This window comes from Pseudomonas danubii (genome assembly GCF_042980055.1).
Lineage (GTDB): Bacteria > Pseudomonadota > Gammaproteobacteria > Pseudomonadales > Pseudomonadaceae > Aquipseudomonas > Aquipseudomonas danubii.
Genome location: NZ_CP116502.1, coordinates 1,507,458 through 1,533,462 on the forward strand (window position 1 = coordinate 1,507,458; position 26,005 = coordinate 1,533,462).

The 26,005-nt window shown below is 62.8% G+C and carries 21 protein-coding genes and 1 pseudogene; 7 read left to right on the forward strand and 15 right to left on the reverse strand.

All coding sequences use genetic code 11. The annotated features are described in order from the left end of the window. Positions 1–29 precede the first annotated feature (29 nt). From PFZ56_RS07100 to PFZ56_RS07150, 11 genes are all read right to left on the reverse strand, one after another. The gene (locus PFZ56_RS07100) at positions 30–656 is read right to left on the reverse strand and encodes a bifunctional 2-polyprenyl-6-hydroxyphenol methylase/3-demethylubiquinol 3-O-methyltransferase UbiG (protein WP_102882726.1); all 627 of its coding nucleotides are present in this window, start codon (positions 654–656) and stop codon (positions 30–32) included. Positions 657–820: 164 nt separating this feature from the next. Next, the gene (locus tag PFZ56_RS07105) at positions 821–1,465 is read right to left on the reverse strand and encodes a methionine ABC transporter permease (RefSeq protein ID WP_170002591.1); all 645 of its coding nucleotides are present in this window, start codon (positions 1,463–1,465) and stop codon (positions 821–823) included. Next, the gene (locus PFZ56_RS07110; RefSeq protein ID WP_170002593.1) at positions 1,455–2,579 is read right to left on the reverse strand and encodes a methionine ABC transporter ATP-binding protein; all 1,125 of its coding nucleotides are present in this window, start codon (positions 2,577–2,579) and stop codon (positions 1,455–1,457) included. The genes PFZ56_RS07105 and PFZ56_RS07110 overlap by 11 nt, the downstream gene beginning before the upstream one ends. Position 2,580: 1 nt before the next feature. Then, a complete protein-coding gene (locus tag PFZ56_RS07115; RefSeq protein ID WP_110595303.1) occupies positions 2,581–3,390 on the reverse strand; it encodes a MetQ/NlpA family ABC transporter substrate-binding protein in 810 nt (269 codons plus the stop codon). 140 nt (positions 3,391–3,530) lie between these two features. Beyond that, positions 3,531–4,898, reverse strand: a complete 1,368-nt coding sequence (locus tag PFZ56_RS07120; protein WP_170002595.1) for an LLM class flavin-dependent oxidoreductase — start codon at positions 4,896–4,898, stop codon at positions 3,531–3,533. Then, positions 4,898–6,097 (reverse strand): SfnB family sulfur acquisition oxidoreductase, encoded by a 1,200-nt coding sequence (locus PFZ56_RS07125; RefSeq protein ID WP_170002597.1) that lies wholly within the window; start codon positions 6,095–6,097, stop codon positions 4,898–4,900. Before PFZ56_RS07125 ends, PFZ56_RS07120 begins: the two co-directional genes overlap by 1 nt. 39 nt (positions 6,098–6,136) lie before the next feature. Continuing rightward, on the reverse strand, positions 6,137–7,378 hold the full coding sequence (locus tag PFZ56_RS07130; RefSeq protein WP_110595306.1) for an SfnB family sulfur acquisition oxidoreductase: 1,242 nt from the start codon (positions 7,376–7,378) through the stop codon (positions 6,137–6,139). 376 nt (positions 7,379–7,754) lie between these two features. Beyond that, positions 7,755–8,507, reverse strand: coding sequence for an L-cystine ABC transporter ATP-binding protein TcyN (tcyN, locus tag PFZ56_RS07135; RefSeq protein ID WP_110595307.1), 753 nt, complete (start codon positions 8,505–8,507; stop codon positions 7,755–7,757). Positions 8,508–8,511: 4 nt separating this feature from the next. Beyond that, positions 8,512–9,177, reverse strand: a complete 666-nt coding sequence (tcyL, locus tag PFZ56_RS07140) for a cystine ABC transporter permease (protein ID WP_092318582.1) — start codon at positions 9,175–9,177, stop codon at positions 8,512–8,514. Then, a complete protein-coding gene (gene tcyJ, locus PFZ56_RS07145; protein WP_102882197.1) occupies positions 9,177–9,974 on the reverse strand; it encodes a cystine ABC transporter substrate-binding protein in 798 nt (265 codons plus the stop codon). Before tcyJ ends, tcyL begins: the two co-directional genes overlap by 1 nt. Positions 9,975–10,291: 317 nt before the next feature. Then, positions 10,292–11,287 carry a D-cysteine desulfhydrase gene (locus tag PFZ56_RS07150; protein ID WP_170002599.1) on the reverse strand — a complete coding sequence of 332 codons (996 nt, stop codon included), beginning with the start codon at positions 11,285–11,287 and terminating at the stop codon, positions 10,292–10,294. 189 nt (positions 11,288–11,476) lie between these two features. Here PFZ56_RS07150 and epsC point away from each other — a divergent pair, with 189 nt between their 5' ends. Both epsC and betT read left to right on the forward strand, forming a co-directional pair. Then, a complete protein-coding gene (gene epsC / locus PFZ56_RS07155; RefSeq protein ID WP_102862636.1) occupies positions 11,477–12,403 on the forward strand; it encodes a serine O-acetyltransferase EpsC in 927 nt (308 codons plus the stop codon). A gap of 567 nt (positions 12,404–12,970) precedes the next feature. Continuing rightward, positions 12,971–14,932 (forward strand): choline transporter BetT, encoded by a 1,962-nt coding sequence (gene betT / locus PFZ56_RS07160; protein ID WP_170002611.1) that lies wholly within the window; start codon positions 12,971–12,973, stop codon positions 14,930–14,932. 9 nt (positions 14,933–14,941) lie between these two features. On the opposite strand, the gene PFZ56_RS07165 is transcribed toward betT, so the two are convergent. Beyond that, positions 14,942–15,199, reverse strand: a complete 258-nt coding sequence (locus tag PFZ56_RS07165) for a hypothetical protein (protein WP_110595310.1) — start codon at positions 15,197–15,199, stop codon at positions 14,942–14,944. A gap of 85 nt (positions 15,200–15,284) precedes the next feature. After that, positions 15,285–15,632 (reverse strand): annotated as a pseudogene (locus PFZ56_RS07170) (SDR family oxidoreductase); the annotation flags it as partial. A gap of 1,229 nt (positions 15,633–16,861) precedes the next feature. Between PFZ56_RS07170 and mgrA the strand changes: the two are divergent. Then, positions 16,862–17,899 carry an L-glyceraldehyde 3-phosphate reductase gene (gene mgrA, locus PFZ56_RS07175; protein WP_102862639.1) on the forward strand — a complete coding sequence of 346 codons (1,038 nt, stop codon included), beginning with the start codon at positions 16,862–16,864 and terminating at the stop codon, positions 17,897–17,899. Between the two features lie 105 nt (positions 17,900–18,004). Here the strand turns inward: mgrA and PFZ56_RS07180 are convergent, their stop codons facing one another. Continuing rightward, positions 18,005–19,204: an HlyD family secretion protein gene (locus tag PFZ56_RS07180; RefSeq protein ID WP_170002601.1), complete on the reverse strand. Its 1,200-nt coding sequence runs from the start codon at positions 19,202–19,204 to the stop codon at positions 18,005–18,007. A 77-nt stretch (positions 19,205–19,281) separates the two neighbouring features. On the opposite strand from PFZ56_RS07180, the gene PFZ56_RS07185 reads away from it, so the two are divergent. Next, entirely contained in the window at positions 19,282–20,877 is a 1,596-nt protein-coding gene (locus PFZ56_RS07185) for a DHA2 family efflux MFS transporter permease subunit (RefSeq protein WP_123391797.1), read from the forward strand. Positions 20,878–20,896: 19 nt separating this feature from the next. On the opposite strand, the gene PFZ56_RS07190 is transcribed toward PFZ56_RS07185, so the two are convergent. After that, positions 20,897–21,943, reverse strand: coding sequence for a GlxA family transcriptional regulator (locus tag PFZ56_RS07190; protein ID WP_249735458.1), 1,047 nt, complete (start codon positions 21,941–21,943; stop codon positions 20,897–20,899). Between the two features lie 367 nt (positions 21,944–22,310). Here PFZ56_RS07190 and PFZ56_RS07195 point away from each other — a divergent pair, with 367 nt between their 5' ends. Genes PFZ56_RS07195 through PFZ56_RS07205 form a run of 3 tightly spaced genes read left to right on the forward strand, consistent with a single transcriptional unit; the run spans position 22,311 to position 26,000 of the window. Then, entirely contained in the window at positions 22,311–24,107 is a 1,797-nt protein-coding gene (locus PFZ56_RS07195) for a fatty acyl-AMP ligase (protein ID WP_394304629.1), read from the forward strand. Beyond that, on the forward strand, positions 24,104–25,012 hold the full coding sequence (locus tag PFZ56_RS07200) for a fatty acid desaturase (protein WP_170001981.1): 909 nt from the start codon (positions 24,104–24,106) through the stop codon (positions 25,010–25,012). The genes PFZ56_RS07195 and PFZ56_RS07200 overlap by 4 nt, the downstream gene beginning before the upstream one ends. Before the next feature lie 31 nt (positions 25,013–25,043). After that, positions 25,044–26,000 (forward strand): acyl-CoA desaturase, encoded by a 957-nt coding sequence (locus PFZ56_RS07205; RefSeq protein ID WP_102862645.1) that lies wholly within the window; start codon positions 25,044–25,046, stop codon positions 25,998–26,000. Positions 26,001–26,005 lie beyond the last annotated feature (5 nt).

The window sequence follows — 26,005 nt, forward strand, 5'->3', positions numbered from 1 at the left end:
GGCGCCTACGGGGGAGTGTGGCGGGGGGCTCAGGCCTTGCGCCAGACGCTGGCCAGCCAGGGTTGCTGTTCCCGGGGCAGGCCGGCGGGGCGGTAGTAATGCTCCAGCTCGACAAAGCCTGCCTCAGTCAGCAACGCCTGCCAGCTTGCGAGGTCGTGGTAGGCGCCGTAGCGCGGGCCGTTCCAGCCTTCCTGGTTGTCGCCGCGCGGGTTGGAGCTGAACAGCACGCCGCCGTCCTTGAGGCTCGCATGCAGTTGCTTGAGCACCCGTGGCAGTTCCTGGCGGGGAATGTGGAACAGCACTGCGTTGGCGAAGATGCCGTCGAAGCGGGCCGCGGGCAGATCAAGCTTGAGAAAGTCCTGCTGCCAGACTTCGCAGCCGCTGTCGTCCCGGGCCATCTGGGCAAAGCGCTCGCAGCCGTCGAGGCCGATGGCGATATGGCCGAGGCGGGTAAAGGTTTGCAAGTCGCGCCCCGGGCCGCAGCCAAAATCCAGCACGCTGAAGGGCGCCGGGCCCTGGATATGCCGCAGCAGCGCGTCGATGTTCTGGCTGACGTCGTGGTCGCGGGTGCCTTCACGAAAGTCTTCGGCCACCTGCTGGTAGTGGCCGAGGGTGGTGGCGGTGATGGTGTCTAGGTCGTCTGGAGCAAGTTTCATGGCGGGCTGCATGGCGTGAAGAGGAATGGCCCGAATATACCCCATGCACCCTGTAGCCGCTGCCGAAGGCTGCGAACGGCTCCGCAGGAGACGCCGCTCTTGAGGGCCTCGGAAGGTCCTGCGGACCTTGTCGCAGCCTGCGGCAGCGGCTACACGGGGTGCCACTAGCGCTTGTTCAGCACCCGCGCCAAACGGTCGCCGCCCAGCTGGATCGCCGCCACCAGGATCACCAGCAGCACGATCACCGTGAGCATGATCTGGCTGTCGAAACGCTGGTAACCGTAGCGGTAGGCAATGTCCCCCAGCCCGCCCGCGCCAATCGCCCCGGCCATGGCCGAGGAGTTGATCATGGTCACCAGGGTGATGGTGAAACCGCCGACGATGCCCGGCAGCGCTTCAGGCAGCAGCACGTGCCAGACGATGTGCCAGCGTCGGCAGCCCATGGCCTGGGCGGCTTCGATCAGGCCGTGATCGACCTCCCGCAAGCTCACTTCGGCAATCCGCGCAAAGAACGGCGTGGCGGCGATGGTCAGCGGCACCACCGCCGCCCACACGCCGTAGGTGGTGCCGACGATCAGCCGGGTAAAGGGGATCAGCGCCACCATCAGGATCAGGAACGGGATCGAGCGGAACAGGTTCACAAAGGCACCCAGGGCCCGGTTCAGGTTCGGCGCTTCATAGATCCCGCCCTTGCCGCTGGTGACCAGGATCACCGCCAGGGGAATCCCCACCAGCAGGGCAATCAGCGAGGACACGCCGACCATCAGCAGGGTGTCGAGAATGCCCTGCAACAAGCGATCAAACCACATAGCCCAGTACCTCCACTTGTTGTGCCCAGTGCCCCGCGCGCTGGCGCAGTTCCTCGGCGCCCAGGGGCGAGCCCTGGACTGCCAGCAGCAGTTGCCCCAGGGCGTGGCCCTGGATGCGTTCCACCCCGCCTTGCAGCAGGCGCACGCGACCGCCCAGGGCGCCGAACAGCGCCGCCAGGTCCGGCTCTTCATGCTTGACGCCGGTGAAACGCAGGCTCAGTACCAGCGCCGCGTCGGCCGCCGTCGGCTGGCTGTGCAGGCGGCTTTGCAGCTCTGGCGGCAGGCCGTGCTGCAAGGGCGCCAGCAGGGTCTTGCTGACCTCGTGTTGCGGATGGCCGAAGACTTCCCAGACCGGTCCCTGTTCGACGATGCGTCCATGTTCCAGCACCACCACCCGGTCGCAGATCTCGCGAATCACCGCCATCTCGTGGGTGATGAGGATGATGGTCAGGCCCAGGCGCTGGTTGATCTCTTTCAGCAGGCCGAGGATCGACTGGGTGGTTTCCGGGTCCAGGGCCGAAGTGGCTTCGTCGCACAGCAGGATCTCGGGATCGTGGACCAGGGCCCGGGCGATCCCCACCCGTTGTTTCTGGCCGCCGGACAGCTGCGCCGGGTAGGCCTGGTGCTTGTCCTTGAGGCCCACCAGCTCCAGCAGCTCGCGGACCTTGCGCTCGCGTTCGGCCTTGGGCACCCCGGCGACCTTCAGCGGCAGCTCGACGTTGTGCCATACGGTCTTGGCCGACATCAGGTTGAAGTGCTGGAAGATCATGCCGATGCGTCGGCGCAGGGCTACCAGGCGGTCTTCGTCGAAGTCGCCGATGTCCACCTGATCGATCAGCACCCGGCCGCTGCTGGGTTGCTCCAGGCGGTTGATGGTGCGGATCAGTGACGACTTGCCGGCGCCGCTGCGGCCGATGATGCCGAACACCTCACCGCGCTGGATCGAAAGGTCGATGCCGTGCAGGGCCTGCACCGGGCCCTGCTGGCCCTGGTAGGTCTTGCCCAGGCCGATAAAACGCACCTGGGCGCGGTTCAGTTCGGGGTGCAACTCGGTCTGCTCGGCACGCTGGGGCGCCGGTTCCGGCAGCTTGCGCTGTAGCGTCGCGACACTCATTTCAACCTTCCCAGCCGGCTTGGTAGAGCTTGCCATGGGCTTTATCCAGGGCAGCCCGAACGGCTGGCGAGTGCTGGTAGATATCGACGAACTTGATCAGCCGCGGGTCGTTCTTGCTCTTGGGCTGGATCACGAACTGGATCACGTACTCCTTGTGGTCCAGGCCGTCGAACAGCAGCGCCGAGCCGGCATCGAAGGTCTTGGCCAGACGGATGTAGGCCGGATAGCCCTGGACCAGATCGGCGTCGTCATAGGCGCGCACCAGTTGCACGGCTTCGACCTGGAGGATCTTGATCTTCTTTGGATTGCTGACGATGTCTTCTTCGGTGGCCTTGTAGCCCACGCCCGGCTTGAGGGTGATCAGCCCGGCCTTGGCCAGCAGTTGCAGGCCACGGCCGCTGTTGATCGGGTCGTTGGCGATGGCCACGCTGGCGCCTTGTGGCAGTTCGTCGAAGCTTTTGTATTTCTTCGAGTACAGGCCGACGTTGTTGATGATCCCCGGGGCGAAGGGCACCAGATCGAAACCGGCGGCGGCCTTGGCGTTTTCCAGGAACGGAATGTGCTGGAAGTAGTTCACGTCGATATCGCCGGCGGCCAGGCTGACGTTGGGCGCGATCCAGTCGGTGAATTCCACCAGTTCGACTTTCAGGCCCTGCTTGCCGGCTTCGGCAACGGCCGCTTCCAGGGGAATGGCGAAGGCGGCGGTGGTGCCGACCTTGAGCGGCGCGTCGGCGGCGAAGACGGCGCTGCTGAACAGGCCGAGGGCGAGGGCCAGGGCTTTGACCGGGTGGCGCAGGAGCGTGGTTTTCATGATGGTTACTTCCAGTCAATCCGAATGAGGAGGTTGAACAATTGCGTTTGGGTGTGGCGAAGACCGCTGTCTGTGGCGAGGGAGCAAGCGCCCTCGCCACAAGAGTTCCAGCCACGGCGGCTCGGCAGAGCCACCTCGTCTCAGCGGCGGTAGGCCGCGCCGGTGTGTCGTTGCGGCAATTTGCGGCCTTCGTGGAACAGTTTTTCCCGCAGGGTGCCGTCGTCGTAGGCGGTCTTGTAGGAGCCGCGCCGCTGCAGCTCGGGGATCACCAGATCGATGAAGTCGACGTAGCTTTCCGGGGTGACGATGCGGGTCAGGTTGAAGCCGTCCAGGCCGGTTTCGGCGATCCAGGATTCCAGCTCGTCGGCCACCTGCTGCGGTGAGCCGACCACGGTGAAGTAGCGGCCGCCCAGGGCGTGCTGCTCCAGCAGCTTGCGCCGGGTCCAGTCGTTGTTTTGCAGGTGCTTGGTGGCCGACTGGATGGCATTGCTCTTCACGTACTGGATGGGCTCGTCGATCTCGTACTGGGAAAAATCGATCCCGGTGGACGCGGAAAAATGCGCCACCCCGGCTTCGGCGCTGGCGTAACGGCGGTACTCGGCATGTTTGTTCCAGGCCAGCTCCTCGGTCTCGCCGACGATCACATTGAGGCCCATGAACACCTTGATGTCTTCAGGGTTGCGCCCGGCGGCCACGGCGCTGGCGCGGACCTTGTCCACCTGGGCCTTGGTCGCGGCCTTGTTCTGCCCACTGATGAACACGCACTCGGCGTGGCGCCCGGCGAACAGCAGGCCGCGATCCGAGCTGCCGGCCTGGAACAGCACCGGGGTGCGCTGCGGTGATGGCTCGCACAGGTGATAACCGCTGACCTGATAGAACTCGCCCTGGTGCTCGACCTTGTGCACTTTGTCCGGCTGGGCATAGATGCGCTGCTCGCGGTCGTTGAGGACCGCGTCGTCTTCCCAACTGCCTTCCCAGAGTTTGTACAGCACCTCCAGGTACTCGTCGGCCTGGTCGTAGCGGCGGTCGTGCTCGATCTGCTCCTTCAGGCCCATGGCCTGGGCGGCGCTGTCCAGGTAGCCGGTGACGATGTTCCAGCCGACCCGGCCACGGCTCAGGTGGTCGAGGGTAGAAAGGCGCCGGGCGAACAGGTAGGGCGCCTCGTAGGTGAGGTTGGCGGTGAGGCCGAAGCCCAGGTTCTTGGTCACTGCCGCCATGGCAGAAACCAGCAGCAACGGGTCGTTGACCGGCAGCTGGATCGACTCCTTGAGGGGCACGTCCACCGAGTTCTGGTAGACGTCGTAGACCCCGACGATGTCGGCGATGAACAGCCCGTCGAACAGTCCGCGCTCCAGCAGTTGGGCCAGTTCGGTCCAGTATTCGAGGGTCTTGTACTGGGTCGAATGGTCCCGTGGGTGGGTCCACAGGCCGTGGTTGATGTGTCCCACGCAGTTCATGTTGAAGGCGTTGAGCAGGATCTTTTTCTTGGCGGTTTCAGGCGCGGCCATCAAATGGTCCCCCGCAGTGGCGGGTTCTGCTGGTTGAGGTAGTAGTTGCCCACCGCGTGGTACTTCCAGCGCACCGGGTCGTGCAGGGTGTGCACCCGGGCGTTGCGCCAGTGGCGGTCTAGGCCGTGCTCGGCCAGGGTCGCCTGGCTGCCCGCCAGTTCGAACAGGGTGCTGCCGGTGGCCAGGGAGATTTCCGTGCTCAGGGCGCGGACCTCGGCCACGGCGATGGAGGCGGCGGCCACGGTGTCGGCATTGGTCTCGGCCTGGGCCCGGTCGAGGAATTCCCCGGCGCGCTCCAGCAGGGCCTCGGTGGCGTGCAGGCGGATGCTCAGGTGGCCGAAGCTCTTGAGGGTCAGCGGGTCTTGCGTGGCCTGGTCGTTGCCGGAATCGATCCAGGGCCGGGTCTTGGTCCGCACGAAGCGCAGGGCGTCTTCATAGGCGGCGCGGGCGATGCCGGTGTCGATGGCGGCGTGGAGGATCTGCGCCAGGGGACCGACCGGGGTCGGGCGTTCGAAGGCGCTCTGGAACGGCACCACATCGGCTTCGTCCACCGCGACGTTTTCAAAAAGCACCGAGCCGCTGCCGGTGGTGCGCTGGCCGAAGCCGCTCCAGTCGTCGATCACGCTCAGGCCCTGGGCCTCGGCGGGGACGAAGGCCAGTTGCTGCACGCCATGTTCATCCACCACCGAGGTGGGAATGCGCTGGGCGTAGATGGCGCCCGTGGCGTAGAACTTGCGCCCGTCGATGCGGTAGCCCTGGCCGCTGCTGTCGCGGCTCAGGCGGGTGGTGCGGTCGTGGGCGGTCTTGGTGCCCAGCTCGGCCAGGGCATTGCCGAAGCGGCGGCCGGCCAGGACTTCGGCGTACAACCGCTGCTTCTGCGGCTCGCTGCCGTTCACCCGCAGCACTTCCAGGGCGTAGAAATGGTTCTGCGGGATCTGCCCCAGGGAGGCGTCGGCCTCGGCGATCAGGGCGATGACCTTGGCCAGGGTGACGTTGGACACCCCAGCGCCGCCGTATTCCTTGGGCACGCTGATGCCCCACAGGCCGGAGCGGGTGAAGGCTTCCAGCTCGGGATGGGGCAGGCGCCGTTCACGGTCGCGCAGGGCGCTGTCGCGTTTGAAATCTTCCGCCAGGTCGCTGGCGACAATCAGGGCTTGTTCGTCGCTGGTGATGACCGCGACGTGTTGAGCAAGAGACATGTGTTTCTCCAGAGATCTGGTCAAAAGCGTTCTGGGCGGTTAAATCCAGGAATGCCGGGCCGGCAGCGTGCCGTTCAGGTGGTAGGCGCCGACGGCGTGGTACTTCCAGCGCACCGGGTCGTGCAGGGTGTGCACCCGGGCATTGCGCCAGTGACGATCGAGGTTGAATTCGGCGAGGGTGGCGCGGCTGCCGGCCAGCTCGAAGAGCTTTTCGCTGGCCAGCAGCGAGATCTCGGTGGTCAGCACCTTGGCTTCGGCCACGGCGATGGAGGCGCGGGCGGCGGACTCGGCGGTGATCGGCGCCGCGCTGACTTGATCCAGCACCTGGCCGGCCTTGCGCAGCAGAGCCTCGGCGGCGTGCAGTTCGATCTGCAGCTTGCCGATCTCGGCGATCACGTACAGATCGTCGCTGGCCCGCTCGACGTTGGCGTCGATCCACGGGCGGGCCCGTTCACGGACAAAGGCGATGGCATCGGCCACGGCTTCCCGGGCGATGCCGGCGTCGATGGCGGCCTGGATCAGTTGCGACACCGCGCCCTGGATATTCGGCGATTCGTTGATTCGCCAGTTGTCCAGCACCAGCTCGGACTCGACCCGCACATCGTTGAGCAGGATGGTGCCGCTGGCGGTGGTGCGTTGGCCGAAGCCCGACCAGTCGTCGACGATGCGCAGGCCTGGGGTGCCACGGCGGACGAAGGCCAGCACCTGGCGGCCTTCCTCGTTGAGTGCCTTGACCGCTACCCAGTGGGCGAACAGGGCGCCGGTGGAGTAGAACTTCTGGCCGTTGATGACATGGCCGTCGGCGTCTTTGGTGATCCGCGCCTTGAGTTCCAGGGTGTTCTTGGTCCCGCGTTCCGGGCCGGCATTGCCGATGCGCCAGCCTTCCAGGACGCTCTGCAGCAGCTGTTTCTTCTGCCGCTCGCTGCCGCAGCCGAGAATCAGGCCGAGGATGCCGAACTGGTTCTGCGGGATCTGCCCCAGGGCCGGGTCGGCCGCGGAAATGATCGCGAAGACTTCGGCCAGGGTGACGAAGGACACCTGTGGCCCGCCGTAGGCGCGGGGGATGGAAATACTGCCCAGGCCGCTGCGGGTGAATTGTTCGATCTGCGCCCAGGGCAGCTTGCGCTGGCGGTCGCGTTGAGCGGCCTGCTGGCGGGCCGCGTCGGCCAGTTCATGGGCGGCTTGCAGGGCTTCGGCGTCGTTGCGCAGAACCCGTGCGGGCAACAAAAGGGGGGCAATATCCAGATCGCTCTGGACCTGTGCTTCAACCAGACTGGACATCAGTGCCACTCCTTGGCTGCACGCAATGCCCTGGCGATCTGCACTGGGGTGATTGTGTTCCGGACCATACCTACCTCACATCTTTTGGATAGGCCGCGTCATGCGGCGAAATCAGAATCAAGAATGTCCGGTGGTCCGGTGCATATACCCTAAGCGCGTATAAAAATTAAATAAACTAACTTTTAGGAATATGGATAGAAGGGTTGAATCCTGGCAGCGGTGCGCTTCTGTAGCCGCTGTCGAGCCTGCGAGGCTGCGAACGACCGCAGCGCGGGCGCAGGTTCTGAAGACCGCTGAAGGCCTGGCGGCCTTGTCGCAGCCTCGCAAGCTCGGCAGCGGCTACAGGGGGAGGTTTTGGGCGGGCAGTTTGGGCGCCTCAGGTCGAGGTGCCGAGAAACTTGCTGAGAAACTGTCGGGTGCGTTCTTGCTGAGGGTTGGCGAACAGCGCCTTGGCTTCGCCTTGTTCGACGATCACGCCCTTGTCGAAGAAGATCACCCGGTTGGCCACGTCCCGGGCGAAGCCCATTTCGTGGGTGACGATGACCATGGTGCGCTTCTCTTCGGCCAGGCTGCGGATGGTAGCGAGGACTTCGCCCACCAGTTCCGGGTCCAGGGCCGAGGTCGGTTCGTCGAACAGGATCACCCGGGGTTCCATGGCCAGGGCCCGGGCAATCGCCACGCGTTGCTGCTGGCCACCGGACAGGCGCCTGGGGTAGCTGTCTTCCTTGCCCGCCAGGCCGACCTTGGCCAGCAGCGCGCGACCCAGGGCGACGGCTTGCTCCCGTGGGGTCTTCTTCACCACCAGCGGGCCTTCGATGACGTTCTCCAAGGCGGTGCGGTGGGGGAACAGGTTGAAGTTCTGGAACACGAAACCCACTTGCTGGCGCAATTGGCGTATCCGGCTTTGTTGCTGGCTCAGTGGGATGCTGCTGTCGATGGCGATGTCGCCGATGCGGATGCGTCCGCTGGTCGGTTCTTCAAGAAAGTTCAGGCAGCGCAGGAAGGTGGTCTTGCCCGAACCGCTGGGGCCGATGATGGCAATCACTTCGCCTTCCTTGACCTGCAGGTCGATGCCATTGAGTACGGTCTGGCCCTTGAACTGCTTGGTCAGTTTTTCCACCACGATCATGGTTTCAAGACTCCTGGTCGTGCCGATTGACCCGCTGTTCCAGACGGTTCTGCAGGTGCGCGAGCACGCTGGCGAGAATCCAGTAGATCAGCGCGGCGGCAAGATACATGGTGAAAATTTCGAAGGTGCGGGCGGTGATCAGCTGCGCCTGGCGGAACAGTTCCGGCACCTGGATGGTGGCGGCCAGGGCCGTGTCCTTGACCAGGGAGATGAAGCTGTTGCCCAGCGGCGGCAAGGCGGTGCGCATGGCTTGCGGCAGGATCGCCCGGCGCAGGGTCTGGGCCCGGGTCATGCCGATGCTGGCGGCGGCTTCCCATTGACCGCGTTCGATGGAGCCGATGGCGGCCCTGAGGATTTCACAGGCGTAGGCCGCCATGTTCAGGGAAAAGCCGATCAGCGCGGCGGGCAACGGGTCCAGTTCCAGCCCCAGTTGCGGCAGGCCGTAATAGATCACGAACAGTTGCACCAGCAGCGGCGTGCCGCGAAAGAACGACACGTAGACCCGGGCAATCCAGCTCACCAGCTTGAAGCGCGACAGCCGCATCAAGGCCAGGCCAAAGCCCAGCAGCAGTCCGAAGAACATGCCGCCGAGGCTGAGGATGACCGTGTAATACGCGCCCTTGAGGAGAAATGGCGCTGAATCCAGCGCCAGTTGCAGACCTGCTTCCATTATTGGGTGACGTCAGCGTTGAAGTATTTCTCCGAGAGTTTTTTCAGCGTGCCATCGGCCCGCAGTTCCTCGATGGCCTTGTTCACCGCAGCCAGCAGCTCGGGTTCGCCTTTGCGCAGGGCCACACCGGCTTCCTGGCGGGAGAAGGGCTCGCCGGAGACCACCAGGGTGTCCTTGGTTTTCTTGATCAGCTCGAAGGCGGCCAGACGGTCCACCAGGATGGCGTCGATGCGGCCTACACGCAGGTCCTGGTACTTGGTCGGGTCATCGTCGTAGGTCTTGATGATGGCGGTCGGGACGTTGTCCTTGAGCCATTGCTCGTAGTTGGTGCCCAGGCCCACGCCGACCTTGTGGCCACCCAGGTCGGCGGCGGTCTTGAACTTGCCGTCATCCTTTTTCTGGGTCAGGGCCTGGATCCCGGAGACGGTGTAGGGGGTGGAGAAATCGTATTTTTTCTTGCGCTCTTCAGAGATGGTCACCTGGTTGATCACCGCGTCCAGGCGCTTGGATTCCAGGGCCGCGAGGATGCCGTCCCACTTGGTTGGCTGCAGCTTGACCTTGACCCCGAGCTTGTTCGCCAGAGCTTCGGAGAATTCCACTTCGAAGCCGGCCAGCTTGCCGTTTTCGTCGACGAAGCTGAAAGGTGGATACGTGCCTTCCAGGCCAACGTTGATCACTCCCGCATCCTTGATTTTCTGCAGTTGCTCGCCGGCAACCGCTTGTCCCATCAGTCCGGCACCGAGGGCCAGGCCCAGTGTGCCGATCAGCAGATTGCGACGCAGTACGGAAAAATTCATGACAAGCCCCTGTGAGTTTTCTTATGCACGATGCCGGTGGGAGATGCAGGCCAATGGTGAGCCGAGCGTGACGCTTTATCCTGCCTTAATGCAGCGTATGCGTCTTTGGGCAAATCAGCCTGCGGCGCGACTATAAAGCGGCGTTTATAGTTTTAAAAATAATATAAATTCACTTTGTTATTCTTTTTTGTTTGGTTGTCCACGAGCAATCTCCTCCCTCGTAGGAACTGGCTTGCCAGCGAAGGCGCCGTCGAGGACGGCGCAAGGCTTACGGGCCTCTTCGCCGGCAAGCCGGCTCCTACACAAAACTTCACTTCCTACGCGAAGGCGCCGGGGTAGGCGAACAGGGCCGGGGCGCCACCGGTGTGCAGGAAGATGATCGGGCCATCGTTGAAACGCTGGCGACCGACGCCGTCCAGCAGGCCGGCCATGGCTTTGCCGGTGTACACCGGGTCGAGCAACAGGCCTTCCTGGCTGGCCAGCAACTTGACCGCGGCCAGGGTGCCGGCATTGGGTTCGCCGTAGCGAGGGGCGAAGTATTCGTCCCACAGTTGCACGTTGAACGCCGCCGGCAGGTTCACCCCCAGCAGTTCGGCGGTGCGTTCGGCCAGGCCCTGGACCTTGGGCCGCTGATCCTCGTCGCTGCGTGAGACGGTCACGCCGATCACCGGCAACTGTGGCAGCACTTCGCTCAAGGCCAGGGCCAGGCCGCTGTGGGTGCCGGCGCTGCCGGAGGCCAGTACCACTGCGGCGAATTCCAGGCCGCTGTCCTCGATCTGCTGCGCCAGCTCCAGGCCGGCCCGCACGTAACCCAGGGCACCCAGGGCATTGGAGCCGCCGATGGGCACCAGGTAGGGGGTCTTGCCGTTGCTGCGCAGGCGCGCGGCCAGGGCGTGCAACTGTTCATCGGCCTGGTCGAGGTTCTCCACCAACTCGACCTTGGCGTCGAATAGATCCAGCAGCAGGCGGTTGCCGTTGCCCAGGTAGTTGGGGTCTTCGGTGTCGATGGGGTTTTCCAGCAGGGCCACGCAACCCAGCCCCAGCTTGGCGGCCAGGGCCGCGGTCTGGCGCACGTGGTTGGACTGGATGGCCCCGGCGGTAATCAGGGTGTCGGCGCCCTGGGCCAGGGCGTCGGCGGCCAGGTATTCGAGCTTGCGCAGCTTGTTGCCGCCCATGGCCAGAGGCGTGGTGTCGTCGCGTTTGACGTAGATATCGCGCCCGATCCAGGCCGACAGGCGTTCGAGTTTTTCCAAGGCGGTGGTAGACCCGAGCAGGTCCAGACGATTAAAGCGGGCAAGCTGTTGTTTGATCATGAGTCCGCACGGAACAGGGAAGGTGCAGGGACTATAGGCAGCGATATTTGCCCGGGCAACCGTCAATCGCTTATGCGAAAAAGTGCTGTGAGCCGAACAATTAGTTCTTAAACCTCGCCCTGGTGGGGCGTAAAGTGATCGCCGTTTGCGCGGCCCGATTGTCCGGCCGCCCGAGTAAGGAGTCTTATCGTGAGCGAGCGTTCCAGCCATTGGCAATTGCAGACCATCGTTGGCCAACTGCGTGATGCCCGTGATCAGTGGCGTAGCCGCAACGGTCGGGTCAGTGGTGAGCAGGGCGGGCGCGAACTGCCGTCGCGAGCGGCCATGGCAGAGATCCTTGAAGCCCTGTGCGGTGCGCTGTTCCCCATGCGCCTGGGGCCGGTGGATTTGCGCGAAGAGAGTGAAGACTTTTACGTCGGCCACACCCTGGACGCGGCGCTCAATGCCTTGCTGGCCCAGGCGCGTCTTGAACTGCGTTATGTGGCCCGGCAGAACGGTGAGGCGGACGCCGAGGTCAACGCCAAGGCGATTCGCCTGATCCAGGACTTCGCCCTGGCCCTGCCCGGCCTGCGGGTGTTGCTGGACACCGACGTGCTGGCCGCCTACCACGGTGATCCGGCGGCCCGTAGCGTGGATGAAGTGCTGCTGTGCTACCCCGGCATCCTGGCGGTGATCCACCACCGCCTGGCGCACCATCTGTACCGAGCAGGTTTGCCGCTGCTGGCGCGGATCAGTTCGGAAATTGCCCACTCGGCCACCGGCATCGACATTCACCCCGGGGCGCAGATCGGCCGCAGCTTCTTCATCGATCACGGCACGGGTGTGGTGATCGGCGAGACCGCGATCATCGGCGAGCGGGTGCGCATCTACCAGGCGGTGACCCTGGGGGCCAAGCGCTTCCCGGCGGACGAAGACGGCCAGTTGCAGAAGGGCCACCCGCGTCACCCGATCGTCGAGGACGATGTGGTGATCTATGCCGGCGCGACCATCCTGGGGCGCATCACCATCGGCAAGGGTTCGACCATTGGCGGCAACGTCTGGCTGACCCGCAGCGTGCCGGCCGGCTGCAACCTGACCCAGGCCAACCTGCAGCACGACGACGGCTCGCAAAAGTAAGACAGGCCTTCTGTAGCCGCTGCCGAAGGCTGCGAACGAGCCGCAGGCTCGCCGGCGATTCCACCACCGCCGAGGCCCCTGCGGTGCCTGGCGCAGCCTGCGGCAGCGGCTACAGAGGCGCCCATGCCTCCCGCTGCACCAGCTTCTTGTAGCCGCTGCCGAGCCTGCGAGGCTGCGAAAAGGTCCGCAGGACCTTGCTTGTCGATGAGCCGCCGAATTTCAGCGGCTTCAATCTCGCCGCGCCGGTATGCCGCCCAAACCCCGCGCAGCCTGCGGCAGCGGCACCGCGTGCGGGCAGCGTTTTTTCTGCTGAACGATTGCGTCCGACATACGTCATACCCTTCCCTGAGCTAGCGTACTGAACAGTACCGCTGAGCCCTGCGATTAGTCCTCGACCGCCTATCCATGTTTAACTTGAACGCTCGTTCAAGTTAAACCGGTGGTTCGCTGCCCGCTCACAACAGGAGGCTTGCCTTTGCTGAGTCCGTACATTTCAGCCGTGTTTCATCCCTTCGAGGTGCACCCTTCATGAGTGCGCCATCCAGCTCCGCGAATACTCTGATTCGCATGAACCCTCCGGTGTTCTACTTCGCCGCGAGCTTTATCCTGATCTTCGGCGTGGTGGTGATTTCCATGCCCGAGCAGGCCGGCGCCTGGCTCCTGGCGGCGCAAAACTGGGCGGCCAACACGGTCGGCTGGTACTACATGCTGGCGATGACCCTGTACCTGGTCTTCGTGGTGGTCACCGCCTTGTCCGGCTACGGCAAGATCAAGCTCGGTGCCGACCACGACGAACCCGAGTTCAGTTACCTGTCCTGGGCCGGCATGCTGTTCGCCGCCGGGATCAGCATCACCCTGTTCTTCTTCTGCGTCTCCGAGCCCCTGACCCACATGCTGCAACCGCCTCAGGGTGAGGCCGGCACTGCCGAGGCGGCGCGTCAGGGCATGCAGTTGCTGTTCCTGCACTGGGGCCTGCACGGCTGGGGGGTGTTCGCCTTCGTCGGCATGGCCCTGGCCTACTTCGCCTACCGGCATAACCTGCCGCTGGCCCTGCGTTCGGCGCTGTATCCGCTGATCGGCAAGCGCATCAACGGCCCCATCGGCTATGCGGTGGACGGCTTCGGCATCATCGCCACGGTGTTCGGCCTGGGTGCCGATATGGGCTTTGGCGTGCTGCACCTGAACTCCGGCCTCGACTACCTGTTCGGCATCGCTCACACCCAGTGGATTCAGGTCGGCCTGATCACCTTGATGATGGGCGCGGCGATCATTGTTGCGGTGTCGGGAGTCGACAAGGGCGTGCGGGTGATGTCCGACATCAACATGCTGCTGGCGGTGGCGCTGCTGCTGTTCGTGCTGTTCGCTGGCCCCACCCAGCACCTGCTCAACACCCTGATCCAGAACCTGGGGGACTACCTGGGCGCCTTGCCGACCAAGAGTTTCGACGTTTACGCCTACAACAAGCCCAGCGACTGGCTGGGCGGTTGGACGGTGTTCTACTGGGCCTGGTGGATTGCCTGGTCGCCCTTCGTGGGGCTGTTCATCGCACGGATTTCCCGGGGCCGGACCATTCGTGAGTTCGTCTTCGGCGTGCTGCTGATTCCCCTGGGCTTCACCCTGGCGTGGATGTCGATCTTCGGTAACAGCGCCATCGACCAGGTGCTCAACCACGGCATGAGCGCCCTGGGCCTGTCGGCCATCGACAACCCGTCGATGACCCTCTACCTGCTGCTGGAAACCTACCCCTGGAGCAAGACCGTGATCGCGGTCACGGTGTTCATCAGCTTCGTGTTCTTCGTCACCTCGGCGGACTCCGGCACTGTGGTGCTCTCGACCCTGTCGGCCAAGGGCGGCAACGCCGATGAAGACGGGCCGAAATGGCTGCGGGTGTTCTGGGGCGCGATGACCGCGCTGGTCACCAGCGCGTTGCTGTTCGCTGGCAGCATCGACTCGCTGAAGTCGGCGGTGGTGCTGACCTCGCTGCCGTTCTCGCTGATTCTGCTGTTGATGATGTGGGGGCTGCACAAGGCGTTCTACCTGGAATCGCAGCGGCGCATCGCCCAACTGCACTCCCTGGCCCCGGTGGCGCCTTCGCGACGCGGCAAGGGCGGCTGGCGCCAGCGCCTGAGCCAGGCGGTGCACTTCCCGTCCCGGGACGAGGTGTATCGCTTCCTTGATCAGACGGTGCGCCCGGCCATTGAAGAGGTGACCGCGGTATTCGTCGAGAAAGGCCTGAACGTGGTGACCCAGCCCGACCCGGCCAACGACAGCGTGAGCCTGGAAATCGGCCATGGCGACCAGCATCCGTTCATCTATCAGGTGCAGATGCGTGGGTACTTCACCCCGTCCTTCGCCCGTGGTGGCATGGGCCCCAAAGAGCTGCGCAACCGCCGTTACTACCGGGCCGAGGTGCATCTGGCCGAGGGCAGTCAGGATTACGATCTGATGGGTTACACCAAGGAGCAGATCATCAACGACATCCTCGACCAGTACGAACGCCACATGCAGTTCCTGCATCTGGTGCGCTGAGCCAGACGCTCAGGCCCTGGTGAACAGCAAGTAGAGCACCAGGGCCAGCACTGGCACGGCAAACACCAGGCTGCCGACCATCAGTTCCGATCTCAGGGGCTGATGGGCGGTGACCATCCCCACCGCGCCGTTGATCACCGTCAACGCCAGCCACAATCCCGTAAATCCATAGCCCAAGGTCTGTCGGGCAAAGCCCAGTCGTTCGCCGATAAACAGCACCAGCGCCAGCAGGATCAGGCCGAAGGTGATGATGATGGTGGTGTGCATGATGGGCATCTCCTTGCAGGAGCGGCCAGGCGGCGTACCGCTTGCCGGTGAATGGATTTACGGGCTTGTGTTTCGAGCATAGGCGTCAAACCCGCCCGCCATTGGCCTGCAGAATCTGTCCGTTGACCCAGGCCGCCGCCGGGCTTGCCAGGAAGCTGATGATGTTGGCGATATCCTCCGGCTGGCCGAGGCGCTCCGGGGGCGGCATCTTGGCGAAACTCGCCATTTGTTCCTCGCTCTAGCCCTTTACGAACAGCTCGCTAGCCACCGGCCCTGGCGCTACGGCATTGAGCGTGATCTGGCGTCCGCGCAGTTCCTTGGCGAACACCTGGGCCAGGGATTCCACCGCGGCCTTGCTGGCGATGTACGGCGCATAGCCCGGCAGGTTGAGGCCCCCGGTGCTGCTGGAAAAGTTGGCGATGCGGCCGCCCTCGCTGATTGCCCCCGACGGGTGGCGAATCTGCAACAGGTGACCTGCGCCAGCCCGAGCTATTTGGCGCATCACGGTGAGCCGCGCAGCCTGGACGAGCTCGGAGCGCTTCGACCGGCTCCTACGGCGAGCTTTGGGGTTGTCCCTTTTGCAGCATGAGCATGGAGTCATCCGTGCTCAGTTCCCCCCGCCATAACAAGTTCGGGACCTGTCTTATGGCTGTCGGTCAGCACCTTGCTGCCTGGCGTCATGCGTATATGCCGGCCCAGGCAAGACTGGGTTTTGCGGTCTATAAAGAACTGGCGCAGATCGCCGGAGCCATGTCGCTTCGATGCGCTGTTTGTCGCCGACAGCCTGGCAAGCGCCACAGACTCCATTGCCGAGCGCATGGCCCGCTCCACCTTCTTCGAACCCTTGGTTGTGCGCTGGGCCTCGGCGGCCGTGATCAAGCGAACGGGGCGTATTGCCACTAGTGCTAAGAACTATAACGTACCGTGATACGTAGTACGTATAGTGGTCTTAAGGTCCTTCTTTCAGGGGGCGGAAGGGGTGGATCGGGTGAATTCCGACAATGCCGTCGAAGCGCGAATTTCGGTCGTGAGCAACATGTCGCACCTTATCGTCGGGCACGGAAGTTCTATCAGTTAGTGACCGGGCTTTGCGGCAAATGGCAGGGCGATGCCTGTGTCCGGGATAAGATGAGTGGTCAGTGCGATAACCCGCAGTTACCGCATTTACTGGACAGTTTCGCGGCAATCTTCCCAATCAAAGGGCCGTTGAATGTGGCGCGGCCATCCCAGGGTTATCCCCTGATTGTCCAGCTCGGGTCTTCGAGAGCGGGCGCGATCTGGCGGTGCAAACCGCTGAGGTGGTGTTCACTGTGCGGTCCTCCCTGGCTTGCGCCCAGGACTTTTGCGTCGACCTGAAAGGGCGTCTTGGGTAGTACGAATTTAGTATGTAATCCATGAAAATCATGCCTGGCACGTTCGTTTTCATGGCTGACCGCAGCGTCGTGCCCGGGAAAAATTTGAGTCCTTCCGGCAGTGGGTATCGCATCGTCCGGCAGGGTTGCAGGATTTTGCGGCGCAGGAGATTCCGGAACTGCAGTGGCGCGGATTGTTCAGAGCAGAGTATGAAGGGCCGTACCCACGGTGGTGTGCCGGTGAGTAAGGCCGGCAATGTGTGTGCCGAGGTTAACCCTTCCAGATTGACCCCAACCCAAAGAGGATTCGATGACTTATCTAGCTGCCGAAAATCGCTACGACTCCATTCCCTATCGCCGTGTCGGACGCAGTGGCCTGGTGCTGCCGGCGCTGTCCCTGGGGCTTTGGCACAACTTTGGCGACAGCACGCCCATCGATACCCAACGCGCCTTGCTGCGCACGGCTTTCGACCTGGGCATCAATCACTTCGACCTGGCCAATAACTATGGCCCGCCCTATGGCAGTGCCGAGATCAATTTCGGCCGGCTGCTGCGGGAAGACTTCAAGGCCTATCGCGATGAGTTGATCATCTCCAGCAAGGCCGGTTGGGACATGTGGCCAGGGCCTTACGGCCAGGGCGGAGGCTCGCGCAAATATGTGCTGGCCAGCCTGGACCAGAGCCTGCAGCGCCTGGGCCTGGACTATGTGGATATCTTTTATTCCCATCGTTTCGACCCGGATACCCCGCTGGAGGAAACCGCCAGCGCCCTGGCCAGCGCGGTGCAGCAGGGCAAGGCGCTGTACATCGGCATTTCTTCCTACTCCGGGGTGAAAACCCGGGAAATCGCCGCGCTGCTCAAGGAGTGGAAGGTGCCGTTGCTGATCCATCAGCCGGCCTACAACATGCTCAACCGCTGGGTGGAGAAGGACTTGCTGGATACCACCGACGAGCTTGGGGTCGGGGTCATCGCCTTTACGCCGCTGGCCCAGGGGCTGCTAACCGACAAATACCTCAATGGCATTCCCGAGGATGCGCGAGTCAATCGTCCGGGCGGTGGTTCGTTGCAGGCCGCTCATTTGTCCGAGGCCAATATCGCCCATGTGCGGGCCCTCAACGAGATCGCCAGGAATCGCGGCCAGAGCCTGGCGCAGTTGGCCCTGGCGTGGACCCTGCGCGACCCGCGGGTGACCTCGGCGCTGATTGGCGCGAGCCGACCGGAGCAGATCATCGAGAATGTCGGGGCGTTGCAGAACTTGAGTTTTACCGTGGAGGAGCTGGCGGAAATCGATCATTTCGCCAAAGAGGGGCGGATCAACCTGTGGGAAAGGCCATCGACGGCAGAGTAGGTCCTTCAGGCTCTGCACTGAGCAAACAGCCCCCAACAGAGTTATCTGTCGGGGGCTGTCTGGGCGCCTGGAGCGGGGCGCTGGGCGAAGCTGTTGCCGGCCCTGTCAGTGCGCCGGGACGGCTGTGTTGGTGCTGACTTTCAGTGAGGTCTGGGTGCTGGCCACTGCGCGTTCCTGAGAGTCTCCCAGATCGACTTTGGCGGTCACCGACAGACCCGGCCGCAGGCGCTCGAGGCCCGGTTGGTCGGCGTTGAAGCGAATGCGCACCGGCACCCGCTGCACGATCTTGGTGAAATTGCCGGTTCCCGGTTCAAAGGGCAGCAGGGCGAAGGTCGAACCTGAACCCGGCGCCAGGCTTTCCACGGTGCCGACGATACTCACGCCCGGCAAGGCATCGACCTTGATACGGGTGGATTGGCCTGGGTACATGTGCTGAGTCTGGGTTTCCTTGAAGTTGGCCAATACATAAAGGTCATGCAGCGGCACCAGGGTCAGCAGGCGTGAGCCCGGTTGCACATAGTCCCCCACTTGAATCTGCCGATTGCCCACGGTGCCATCCATCGGCGCATAGACAGTGGTGTGTCGCAGGTCCTGTTGCGCCAGCTCCAGTCGGGCTTTCGCCGTCACCACCTTGGCCTTGGCCATTTGCAGCTGCGCCTGCAAGCGTTCGCGTTGGGCTGAAGTGACAGCAAGGTCGTTTTCCGCCACTTGCAGCATGGCTTGGGCATAGGCGAGACCTTGCTCTGCCGAGATCGCCTGAGTGCTGTATTTCTCGACTTCGTTGCGCGCCACAGCACCGGTAGTGACCAGGGTGTCGAAACGGTTACGTTCCGCCCCTGCGCGCTTGGACTCGGCCTGGTTGGTGCGGATTGAGGTGCGCGCCGCCAGCACCCGAGCGTTGGCCAGGCGCTGTTCGGCATCCTGGATCGTCAGGGCTGCTTCAGCCAGGGCGACCTGGGCTTGATTGTCGGCGAGATCGCCTTCGGCCAGGGCGACTCGGCTATCGAACTCTTCGCTGTTGATGCGCACCAGGGGCTGTCCGGCCGTCACAGTCTGGTGGTCCTTGACCAGGACTTCGGTCACCAGGCCATGAACCCGTGGTGCGACGGAGGTGGCATCGGCGGCGATGTAGGCGTCGTCGGTGGCTTCAGTTGAAGGCGCCATCAGCACCCGGGCCACTCCGACCGCCACCAAGGTCATGGCAATGGCACCCGCGATCAGAGGCCGTTTGGAGCGCTTGCGCGGCTTTTCCGTCTCTTGCGTGGCTTGCAGGATGGCGTTCTGAGTCTGGGTGCTCTGCTCCATGTTGAAGCTCCATGCTGTTTTGAATTACGATCATAATATTCATATGGCGGTCGCAATACTACAGGGAAGTACCTACCGTGACGACAAGCGTATCCGACCTCCCTGACGCGGGCGCCCAGCCTGGTCAACAGTCCACTCGACGCAAGTTTCTGGTCTTCACCATCATGGCCTTTGGCATGTTCATGGCGTTGATCGATATCCAGATCGTGGCGGCATCCCTGAACGATGTGCAGGCCGGACTCAGTGCCGGCCCTGATGAAGTGAGTTGGGTGCAGACCGCCTATCTGATCGCCGAACTGATCATGATTCCCTTCTCGGCATTCCTCGCCCAGGCGATTTCCACCCGCTGGCTGTTCTCTGTCAGTGCGGCATTTTTTACCTTGTTCAGCATTGGCTGCGGGATGGCCTGGAACATCGAATCGATGATTGTATTGCGGGCCCTGCAAGGCTTCGCCGGCGGGGCCATGGTGCCTACGGTGTTTGCCGTGGGTTTCGTGCTATTCGAGGGCAAGCAGCGGGCGATGGTCCCGGCCATCCTCGGCATGACAGCGGTGCTGGCGCCGACGCTGGGTCCCACGGTGGGCGGGCTGGTGACCTTCTACCTGGACTGGCGCTGGATCTTCTTTATCAACGTGCTGCCGGGGCTGCTGATCTGCGTTGGTGCGGCGCTGCTGATCGACGTGGATCGCCCCGATCTGTCGATGTTGCGGCGAATCGACTGGCTGCACTTCGTGGCCATGGCCCTGGCACTGGGATGCTTCGAGTACGTGCTGGAAGAGGGGCCGCGCAAGGACTGGTTCAGCGATAGCGGGATTGTCATTGCCGCCTGGGTTTCCATTGTCTCCTTTGGTTTGTTTATCGAGCGTTCGCTGTATTCGAATAACCCGATTGTGTCGTTGGTGCCCTTTCGCGATCGGACCTTTTCCATCGCCTGCCTGCTGAACCTGGTGATTGGCTTTGGCCTGTATTCCTCGACTTATCTGGTCCCGGTGTTTCTCGGACGAGTGCGGGGTTTCGACAGCCTGGAAATCGGCACCACCGTTTTCGTCGTGGGAATCGGGCAACTGGTGAGTACGATCATTGCCGCCCGGGCTTCGGAGAAGGTTGATCGACGCTTGATCATTTCGGTGGGCTTTCTGGGCCTGGCGCTGAGCTTGTGGCTGACCTCCCGGGTCACGTCCAACTGGGGATTCGATGAGCTGCTGGTTCCTCAAGTTGCCCGCGGCCTGTTCCTGATGCTGTGCATCGTTCCCAGCGTGAACATGGCCTTGAGTTCATTCCAGGGCGTGGAATTGCGTCAGGCCTCCGGCCTGTTCAACCTGATGCGCAACCTGGGGGGCGCCATTGGCATTGCAACGGTCAACACCTGGCTGCAGGACGACGCCCGAACCCAGGGGCTGCGTCTGTCGGAATCCTTGGGTGCCAAGGCGGTTGCGGCCCAGGAACTGATGGGGCAGTTGGCCCTGAAGATCGCCGCCGATACGCCTGACTCCAGCCACGCATTCCTCATGGCCCAGGGCATTCTCGGCAGATTGGTGGGGCGTGAAGCCTTGACCCTGGCGTTTGGCGATGTATTCCGCCTGATGGCGATGATGTTCGTGGTGGCGCTGCTGCTGGTGCCGCTGTGCAAGGTTCCCCCGGCTGCGCCAGGCACGGCCGAGGATGACAAGTGATGGCTCCAGCGCGCGCTGATCAGATGATCGGCGGGCCGGACCTGGCCTTGCGCAACTGGCTCGGCGTGCAGCCCATGTTTTTCCACATCAATCGACGTAGTGCCGTCGCGTCGGAATAGCCTACTTTGAAGGCAACTTCTTCAATGCTCATGTTGGTAGTTTCCAATAAGCTTTGAACATGTTGCAGGCGAACTTTCTGAATGAAGGCCATGGGCGGCTTACCCGTGGCGCTACGGATTCTGCGCGATAAGGTCTTCTCGGTGATGCGCAAGTGCTCGGCAATGGTGCTCAATGGAGGAACGTTGGGCAGGCAGTCCTCGATGAACTTTTCCAGCATCAGCACTTCGCGATTTTCTGTTTGTAAGTTGGATAGGGCCATGTAGTGATATTGCGCAGGCCGACCATCTATCAGCAGATAGCGCATGGTCAGCTCGGCAATTTGATTACCCATCTTATTGCGCAGTACATAAAGCATCAGATCCATTTGCGACATGCCTGCGCCAGCAGTAATCATATTTCCGTCATGAATAAGCATGCGCTTTGTGTCGAGTATCGCCTCGGGATAACGCTGCTTGAAGGTCTCGTACAGTTGCCAGTGGGTGGTGACGGTGCGGCCCTCGAGAATCCCTGCCTCCCCCAGGACGAAAACCGCCGAGCAGGACGCCGCAGTCTGTCGCCCGCGCAGGTGGTGTTCTTGCACCAGCTTGCTCAGCTTGCGGATGTCGTTGTGCCCGAGCCGGGCAATGAGCTCGGTGGACTGACTGAGGCCCGGCTGCCGCTTTTCCCGGCGACAGCCAAAGAAATCCAGCTCCTGGGTGTTTTCCAGCCCCAGCCCCGGGATGACCAGCATGCTGCCTTCAATGGTCTGGGCGCTGTCCAGTGGCAGTGCATCCAGGCGCATGCCATTGCGCATTCGTACGGATTCACTGCTGCCGATGATCTTCCAGGTAATGGTGGGGCGTCCCATGACTTCGGCGATCTGGTTGGCAGTACGCAGCACATCCAAGGTGATCGCCACACTTGACCCCATGGCTCCTTCCAGCGCGATCAACGTGAGCACATCCATGTCCATTTTCTCCCTGTAAGTGTCCATTTGTGCATTAGCAAAATATACAAGCTGGTGGCAGACTTCTCAACGCGTCCAAATCTAACTTTCTCTGCCCACGCTATTCCCAGTGGGACATATAAGAAAATAGGCATTCATTAAGTGAATGCTTCGCCCTGTCAATAAAATGACATCTTGTCTACTGCCTAGTAAGAGCTCCCCTCGTTAGGGGTGTTTGTTCGGTTCCTTAGTGCTGAAAATAATAAACGACCATTAGGTCAATATATGGCTCTCCATTTAAAAAGGATTTTGAATGAACTACGCCGTGCCTCGTGATTATCTAAATGATGTTAATCAGACCTTCTCAGCGCACTTAGCAGTTGATGATTTGTCGCTGGCCGGCACCCTGGGAATCGAATGTTTAAGTTCGGTTACCGAAGTACTGGCTTATCGCGCCTGGCTTCAACCTGATGCAACCGCCTTTATCCACTTGCTCGATGGCGAGCAAGAGGAGGCGGCCATCAGCTACGCCGAACTGTGGCAGCGTAGTCAACGATTGGCCGCGGCGCTGCAGATTTTCGAGCCCCAGGGAAAACGGGTGCTGATGCTGTTCGAGACCGGTATCGACTACATCGTTTCCCTGTTCGGTCTGTTCCTGGCCGGTGCGGTGGCGATTCCCGCTTTCCCGCCAGTGGGGACCCGAGGCCTGGAGCGCCTGGCGTTGATCTGCGCCGACGCCCATCCGCAAATCGTGCTGACCAGCTCGCGTTTCATGCGCTCCCAGGAACGGGTCAACGCCTTGTTGCAGGATGATGTACCCGCGCCGCAATGGGTCGATCCGCAAGAGCTGGCCACGGAGAATGCACCTTGGCAGGCGCAGGCTGTGACCCCCGGTCAATTGGCCCTGCTGCAATACACCTCAGGTTCTACCTCCGCGCCCAAGGGCGTGATGCTGACCCACGCCAACCTCTATAGCAATTGCCGCAGCGCCAGCCAGTGGATGGGCAAGGCCAAGGATCGCGTGGGTTGCAGCTGGCTGCCGCCCTATCACGACATGGGCCTGATGGGCGGCATATTGCAGCCGATCTACGACGCCTTTCCGACCGTGCTCATCAGCCCCGGGCATTTTGTCCAGCGGCCATTGCGCTGGCTGGATGCGGTGTCCAGGTATGGCGCCGACGTCACCATCGCGCCGAACTTCGCCTTTGATCTGTGTGTTGAAAACATCACCGATGACGAGCTGGCAGCCTTAGATCTGAGCAAGCTCAAGGCCATCTACTGTGGGGCCGAACCGGTCCGGCAAAGCACCCTGGCGCGCTTCTCCGAGCGCTTCGCTGCCGCCGGCTTCAACCCTGCGGCCCTGGGCCCCTGCTATGGACTGGCCGAGGCGACGGTGCTGGTCTCGGGCAAACCCCATGACCAACCGGCATTCAACACCCAGGTGGATCGGGACCAGCTCGCCATCGGAACCTTGGCCATTGTCGACGCCGAAGATGGATTCGCCTTGCCATTGGTCAGCAGCGGGCGGGTGGCCCCGGGCTTGCGCCTGGCGATTGTCGATCCCGTCAGCCTGCAGCCGGTCGCCGACGGCCAGATCGGCGAGATCTGGGTCCAGGGCGATAACGTGGGTGCTGGTTACTGGGGCAAGGAGGCGCTGAGCGAGCAAGTGTTCCGCGCCCAGTTGCCGGGCGTCGACGGACATTTCATGCGCACTGGCGACCTGGGGGCCTTGTATCGGGATGAGCTGTTCGTCACCGGCCGCCTCAAGGATCTGATCATCATTGCCGGTCGCAACCTGTATCCCCAGGACCTGGAACTGGCGGTCGAGAGCGCGGACCCGCGCATCCGCAGCAATGGTTGCGTGGCGGTGGGCGTGGATAACGGCCAGCAGGAGCAGTTGGCGATCGTGGTCGAGATCAAGCGCAGCGAAAAACTCGACGAAGCCCAGCAGGAACAACTGCGCCAGCTGATCACCAGCACCCTGGTCAGCCAGTTTGGCGTGTCCCCGGCGCGTATTCATCTGGCGCCCATGGGCGGCATCCCGCTGACCACCAGCGGCAAGGTCCAGCGCCAGGCCACCCGGCAGGCCCTGCTCAACGACAGCCTGGCGCGCTACGGCGCCGGACGTTCGGCCGCTGCGGCCTCGGCACAACCTCTTAAAACCCCTACGGATGCTCTGTCATGACGGCCATGAATCCTCATATCGACCGTACCGGTCATCGCGAGCGTCAACTGGCCTGGCTGACCGTCGGTGTGCCGGCGGTGGGCACCGTGGTTGCACTGGTCCTGGCCTGGCAGCAGGGCATTGGCTGGCTGGAGTTTGGTGCACTGGCCAGCATGTACCTGCTGACCGCCCTGGGGGTGGAAGTGGGGATGCACCGCTTCTTTTCCCACCATGCGTTCAAGGCCGGCCCGGTGGTCACCGCGTTTTTCGGTATCGCCGGTTCGATGGCAGCCCAGGGCCCGATCCTGTTCTGGGCGGCCACCCACCGCCAGCATCACGCCTTCACTGACAAGGAAGGCGACCCGCACTCGCCGCGTCCGCTCAAGGAAGGCTTTGTCGGCAATATCCAAGGCTGGTGGCACGCCCACCTGGGCTGGCTGTTCAGCCTGAGAAAGCAGAATTGGAGCCAGTTCGTTCCCGACCTGATTCGCGACCGGCTGATCATGCAGATCAACCAGCGCTACTACCTGTGGATCATCCTCGGCCTGCTGCTTCCGACCCTGGTGTGCGGGTTGATTACCCGCAGTTGGGAAGGCGCCCTGAGTGGCCTGCTGTGGGGCGGCTTTGTGCGGATCTTCCTGGTGGACCACGCCACCTGGTGCATCAACTCCTTCGCCCATCGGGTCGGTGGCCGTGACCACCCGACCCGGGACACCAGCCGCAACGTGTTCTGGCTGGCGATTCCAACGGTCGGTGGCGGCTGGCACAACAACCACCACGCCTTTCCGGCGCTGGCCCACGCCGGGCTCAAGCCCTGGCAGCTGGATATCGGTGGCTGGTTCATCGAGTTGCTGGCCTTGTGCGGCCTGGCTTGGGACGTGAAGCGTCCTGGTGCGCCGGTTGCTGCAGAACCTACAGAAAGCTGATTGCCGGTCCTTACCTCACAGGAAGCTATTCATGGACGAGATTCTCACAACCACGGCGACTCCAGAGATCAGCGGTGTCGCGCAGCTGAGTCCGGCAGCCGCCAGAACCAAGGCCCGCATTGCGCTGGCGGTGATGCTGGTGCCCCTGTTCGGTGCCTTCGAGGCGATCCGCTTGTGGGTCACCGGTCAGGTGCACGCCCTGGACTTCATCCTCTTCGGGGTGTTCTACGCGATCCAGATGTTCGGCGTCTCCATGGGCTATCACCGCTACCTGGCCCATCGCGCGTTCAAGACCTCGCGTCTGATGAGCAGCCTGATGCTGATCGCCGGCTCCATGGCGGCCCAGGGGCCGATCCTGTTCTGGGTCACCACCCATCGCCGGCATCACACCTACAGCGACCAGCATGGTGATCCGCATTCGCCCAATCTCATGGGCCAGAGCCGCCTGGAGCGCGCCAAGGGCCTGTGGCATGCGCACATGCCGTGGATGCTGGCGCCGGACATGTCGAGCTGGAACTTCTTTGCCCCCGACATCCTGCGTGACCGTCGGCTGTTCTTCTACAACCAGACCTACCTGTTCTGGGTCGCCCTGGGCGTGGTGTTGCCGGGGATCATCGGCGGCCTGGTCACCCAGAGCTGGTCCGGTGCCTGGAGCGGCCTGATCTTCGGCGGCCTGGCGCGGATCTTCGTGGCCAACCAGGCGGCCTGGTGCGTGGGTTCCATCTGCCACCGCTATGGCGCCCGGCCGTTCGTGACCCACGACCAGAGCACCAACAACTGGATTGTCGCGTTCCTCACCTTTGGCGAGGGGCTGCAAAACAATCACCACGCATTCCCTGCCTGGTACCGGCATGGCGTGCATTGGTGGGAGCCCGACTTGTCGGGCTGGACACTGGCGTTAATGGGCAAGCTGAGACTGGTCTCAGACCTGCGTTCACCGTCCCAGGCAATGATCGACAAAGTCCGTAAGCGTCAGGCCGCATCCTGAACAAC

Excerpts from the sequence above, each read along its gene's own strand:
- PFZ56_RS07100 (WP_102882726.1), bottom strand. The coding sequence starts at position 656 with ATGAAACTTGCTCCAGACGACCTAGACACCATCACCGCCACCACCCTC.
- PFZ56_RS07105 (WP_170002591.1), bottom strand. The coding sequence starts at position 1,465 with ATGTGGTTTGATCGCTTGTTGCAGGGCATTCTCGACACCCTGCTGATG.
- PFZ56_RS07110 (WP_170002593.1), bottom strand. The coding sequence starts at position 2,579 with ATGAGTGTCGCGACGCTACAGCGCAAGCTGCCGGAACCGGCGCCCCAG.
- PFZ56_RS07115 (WP_110595303.1), bottom strand. The coding sequence starts at position 3,390 with ATGAAAACCACGCTCCTGCGCCACCCGGTCAAAGCCCTGGCCCTCGCC.
- PFZ56_RS07120 (WP_170002595.1), bottom strand. The coding sequence starts at position 4,898 with ATGGCCGCGCCTGAAACCGCCAAGAAAAAGATCCTGCTCAACGCCTTC.
- PFZ56_RS07125 (WP_170002597.1), bottom strand. The coding sequence starts at position 6,097 with ATGTCTCTTGCTCAACACGTCGCGGTCATCACCAGCGACGAACAAGCC.
- PFZ56_RS07130 (WP_110595306.1), bottom strand. The coding sequence starts at position 7,378 with ATGTCCAGTCTGGTTGAAGCACAGGTCCAGAGCGATCTGGATATTGCC.
- tcyN (WP_110595307.1), bottom strand. The coding sequence starts at position 8,507 with ATGATCGTGGTGGAAAAACTGACCAAGCAGTTCAAGGGCCAGACCGTA.
- tcyL (WP_092318582.1), bottom strand. The coding sequence starts at position 9,177 with ATGGAAGCAGGTCTGCAACTGGCGCTGGATTCAGCGCCATTTCTCCTC.
- tcyJ (WP_102882197.1), bottom strand. The coding sequence starts at position 9,974 with ATGAATTTTTCCGTACTGCGTCGCAATCTGCTGATCGGCACACTGGGC.
- PFZ56_RS07150 (WP_170002599.1), bottom strand. The coding sequence starts at position 11,287 with ATGATCAAACAACAGCTTGCCCGCTTTAATCGTCTGGACCTGCTCGGG.
- betT (WP_170002611.1), top strand. The coding sequence starts at position 12,971 with ATGAACCCTCCGGTGTTCTACTTCGCCGCGAGCTTTATCCTGATCTTC.
- PFZ56_RS07165 (WP_110595310.1), bottom strand. The coding sequence starts at position 15,199 with ATGCACACCACCATCATCATCACCTTCGGCCTGATCCTGCTGGCGCTG.
- mgrA (WP_102862639.1), top strand. The coding sequence starts at position 16,862 with ATGACTTATCTAGCTGCCGAAAATCGCTACGACTCCATTCCCTATCGC.
- PFZ56_RS07180 (WP_170002601.1), bottom strand. The coding sequence starts at position 19,204 with ATGGAGCAGAGCACCCAGACTCAGAACGCCATCCTGCAAGCCACGCAA.
- PFZ56_RS07190 (WP_249735458.1), bottom strand. The coding sequence starts at position 21,943 with ATGGATGTGCTCACGTTGATCGCGCTGGAAGGAGCCATGGGGTCAAGT.
- PFZ56_RS07200 (WP_170001981.1), top strand. The coding sequence starts at position 24,104 with ATGACGGCCATGAATCCTCATATCGACCGTACCGGTCATCGCGAGCGT.
- PFZ56_RS07205 (WP_102862645.1), top strand. The coding sequence starts at position 25,044 with ATGGACGAGATTCTCACAACCACGGCGACTCCAGAGATCAGCGGTGTC.